We start from the raw sequence: 3,836 nt of genomic DNA on the forward strand, positions 1-3,836 counted from the left end.
CGGCCCTGCGGGACCGGGTCGCGGACGCCGTCATCGGGGCACGCGCGTACGAGCTGTTCACCTGGGCGAGCGCCTCCCGCTTCGCGGCCGGGGAGACGATCGGCGCCGAGTCCAGCCTGAACAAGGTCTTCTGGTCGGAGCACGACATCGCCACGCACGAGACGGCGCTCGACCTGCTGGGTCCGGAGGGAGAACTGGTGCCGGAAGAGGCGGACTTGTCCGCCGGGGGCGGCGGTCGTGAGACGTACGACTGGCTGGAGGGCTACGTCTTCTCGCTCGCCGGGCCCATCTACGCGGGGACGAACGAGATCCAGCGCGACATCATCGCCGAGCGGCTGCTCGGGCTGGCGAAGGGGCGCCGCTGATGAGGTTTCTCCTCGACGCCGAGCAGCGGGAGTTCGCGTGCTCGCTGGACGCGATGCTGACGGCAGCCGACCCGGTGGCGGCCACGCGCGCGTGGAGCGCGGGTGACCACGCCCCGGGCCGGGCACTGTGGGCGCACCTCGCCGACCTGGGGGTCTTCGCGCTCGCCGTCCCGCAGGAGTACGAAGGGGTCGGCCCGCTGCCCGTGGAGACGGCCGCCGCCTTCGTGGAGCTCGGCCGGCACGCCGTGCCGGGTCCGGCCGTCGAGACGGTGGCCGCCGCGGCGCTGCTCTCCCGGCTCGCCGCGCTCGGCACCCCCGCCCCGGCCAAACGGTTCCTGCCCGCGCTCGCCGCGGGCACCACGAGCGCCACGCTGACGCTCCCCGACGGCGGGCCCTATGCCCTGGACCCGCGGGCCGCTCACCTCATCCTGGCGGTGACCGGGGACGAGCTGCGGCTCGCGCCCGGCCACGCGCGCGTGCGCCGCTCCCTGGACCCCGCACGGCACCTGGCCGCGCCCCTGCCCGGCGGCGAACCGCTCGCCTCGGGAGCGGCGGTGGCCGACGCCGCCCGGCACGCGACGCGGTGGGCGGCGCTGGCCACGGCCGCGCAGAGCCTCGGCACCGGGCTCACGCTGCTCGACCGGACGGTGGCGTATGTGCGCCGGCGTACGCAGTTCGGGGCGCCGGTCGGATCGTTCCAGGCGGTCAAGCACCGGCTCGCGGATGCCCTGGTGGCCCTGGAGTTCGCCCGGCCGCTGGTGTTCGGCGCCGCGCTGACCATGGCGCCCGGTGATGTCGCCGCCGCCAAGGTGGCCGCGGGCGAGGCGGCATACGGAGCGGCGCGGACGGCGCTCCAGCTCCATGGGGCGATCGGGTACACCGCCGAGTTCGACCTCTCCCTGTGGCTGACCAAGGCGCGGGTGCTGCGGAGCGCCTTCGGGGACCCGGGGACCTGGCGCGGGCGGGTCCTCGCCGCGCGGGAGTGAGCCCGCCGTGCCGGACCCGCGCCCCCCGTGACTCAGCGCGCGGGGTGGCCGAGCGGGCGGCCCGCCGCCGGTGAAAGGCGCACGTCCGGCGGCCGTTGGGGGGTGGCGGACGCGGGCGTCCGATCACGTGTTCGAGTAAGGGGGGTCACCGGCGGGCCGGGGGATGCGATGATCAAGCGCATTGGCGAGCCGACCGAGAAGGAGGCCCCACGTGCGCGTGATCGGGCTCATGTCAGGGACCTCGTACGACGCGATCGACGCGGCAGCCGCCGATCTGATGCTGGACGGCGACCGTCTCGTCCTGACCCCGCTCGGGCTGATCAGCCGGGGCTATGACGAGGGTCTCCGCTCCCGGCTCGCCGCCGCGCTGCCGCCCGCGGCGACCACGCTCGCCGATGTCTGCCGGCTCGACACGGAGATCGGCAGGGCCTTCGCCGCCGCCGCGGTCGAGGCGGACCGCGAGCTGTGCGACGGGCAGGCCGAGCTGGTCGCCTCGCACGGCCAGACGGTCTACCACTGGGTGGCCGACGGACAGGTGCGCGGCACCCTCCAGATCGGCCAGGCGGCGTGGATCGCCGAGGCGACGGGGCTGCCGGTGGTCGCCGACTTCCGTCCCCGGGACATCGCGGCGGGCGGCCAGGGCGCGCCCCTGGTCAGCCTCGTGGACCGGATGTGGCTGCGCGGCCGGCCGGGCGCACCTGCCGCACTGAACCTGGGCGGCATCGCCAACATCACCGCGCCCGACGGCACCGCCTTCGACACCGGCCCCGCCAACGCATTGATCGACGCGGCGGTGGGCGAGGCGACGGGCGGGCGGCTCGCCTATGACCTGGACGGGGAACTGGCGGCGCGCGGCACCGTCCACGAGGAGCTGCTCGCCCGCCTTCTCACCGAGCCGTACTACGCGCTGCCCGCGCCGAAGACGACCGGCAAGGAGCTGTTCCATCTGCCCTATCTGCGCAAGGCGTTGCGGGGGCACGAGACGCTGCCGCCCGAGGACGTCGTCGCCACGCTGACCCGGCTCACCGCCCGTACGGTCGCCGACGCCGTCCGCTCGGTGCGGGCCACGGAGGTCATCGCCTCCGGCGGCGGCACCCGCAACCCCGCGCTGATGGCGGCGCTGCGCGCGGAACTGGGCACCGCCATCGCCCTGCGCACCTCCGACGAGCTGGGCATGCCGTCCGCGGCGAAGGAGGCGTACGCCTTCGCCGTCCTCGGCTTCCTGACCCTGCACGGCCTCCCGGGCACCGACCCGAGGAGCACGGGCGCCCGGCACGCCAGCGTCCTGGGCTCGGTCACACCGGGCCGCCGCGGCACCCCGTGGCCGGAGCCGGTGCCGGAGGGGCGGCGACCGGTACGCCTGATCGTGGACGGGCACGCGCGCGGGGAGCGGCAGGCCACCGGACCGGTCCCGCACACGGGAGGTGCACGAGGCCCCCGGGCCCAACGAGGGAACTGAGTACCGCCCCTCTCATCCCGCTTTCACGCTGGGCTCATACGCTGGCCGTCATGACGCAGATGACTCCCCCCGGCTGGTACCCCGATCCCGGCCAGGCCGCCGGTGCTTCTCCCACCGAGCGCTGGTGGGACGGGAACGCATGGACCGATCAGGTGCGCGCCGCCGGTGGTGCGCAGCCGCAGGCGACGCAGCCGGCCTTTCCGGCGTACCCGGCGTATCCGGCCAAGACGCCGGCGCGGCAGCGGCGCGGCCTGCGGGTGGCGATAGCCGCGGGCGCGGTGCTCGTCGTCCTGGCCGGGATAGGCGGCGGCGTGTACGCCCTCACCTCCGACGACGACGGTGACGGCGGCGGCACCGCGGTCGACGAGCCGTCGGCCGGGGCTCCCCGGGAGCCGCGTGACTCCGAGGCGCCGGAGGCTCCCCGCTCTCCCGAGGACGAGGCCCCGCAGGGGCCCGGGCAGGAGTCGGGCTTCGCGACGGACCCGGTCAACGGCATCAAGATCCCGATCCCCGACGGCTGGAAGGGCGGGACGACCCAGGCGGGCGCCGGGGTGCAGACCGACCCCATCCCCTGCCCGGGCAACACCGACGAGCAGTGCACCCGCGGCAGCGCGTTCTCCCAGTCGGCCGAGGAGCTGAAGCTCGACGGCAAGTCGCCCGAGGAGGCGGCGAAGGCCGACATCAAGCGGAACGCGAAGCAGGGGTACGGCGGCAAGACCTACGGGAAGATCACGTCGCACAAGGTGCTGGCCTCCGAGCCGATCACCGTCGCGGGCCAGAAGGGCTACCACGTCCGCTGGAAGGCCGTGACGGAGAAGAGCGACGACGGGTACGTCGAGTCGCTCGCCTTCCCCTCCCCCGCCGACAAGGACAAGCTCGTCATCGTCCGCATGGGCATCGACGTGAACGACAAGGCCCCCTCGCAGTCCTCCATGGACACGATCGCCAAGGGCATCAAGGCGGGTCCCGTCGGCGGCGGCGGAGGCGGCGCGGGCCAGGACGTCTGACCCCCGCGTCCCCCGGCGG

The 3,836-nt window shown here is 75.0% G+C and carries 4 protein-coding genes; all 4 read left to right on the plus strand.

The window, feature by feature from the left end; all coding sequences use genetic code 11:
- Window positions 1–365, plus strand: a 365-nt coding sequence (locus tag AB8Z36_RS35800) for an acyl-CoA dehydrogenase family protein (RefSeq protein WP_369217562.1), incomplete at its 5' end; no start/stop codon positions are given.
- Window positions 365–1,351 carry an acyl-CoA dehydrogenase family protein gene (locus tag AB8Z36_RS35805; protein WP_369217563.1) on the plus strand — a complete coding sequence of 329 codons (987 nt, stop codon included), beginning with the start codon at window positions 365–367 and terminating at the stop codon, window positions 1,349–1,351. The genes AB8Z36_RS35800 and AB8Z36_RS35805, both read left to right, overlap by 1 nt.
- A 211-nt stretch (window positions 1,352–1,562) precedes the next feature.
- Complete coding sequence (locus AB8Z36_RS35810; protein WP_369217564.1) at window positions 1,563–2,810, plus strand: anhydro-N-acetylmuramic acid kinase; 1,248 nt, start codon at window positions 1,563–1,565, stop codon at window positions 2,808–2,810.
- A gap of 50 nt (window positions 2,811–2,860) precedes the next feature.
- A complete protein-coding gene (locus AB8Z36_RS35815; RefSeq protein WP_369217565.1) occupies window positions 2,861–3,817 on the plus strand; it encodes a DUF2510 domain-containing protein in 957 nt (318 codons plus the stop codon).
- Window positions 3,818–3,836: the final 19 nt, after the last annotated feature.

The sequence above is a fragment of the Streptomyces flavofungini genome (assembly GCF_041028215.1).
Taxonomy (GTDB): Bacteria; Actinomycetota; Actinomycetes; order Streptomycetales; family Streptomycetaceae; genus Streptomyces; species Streptomyces flavofungini_B.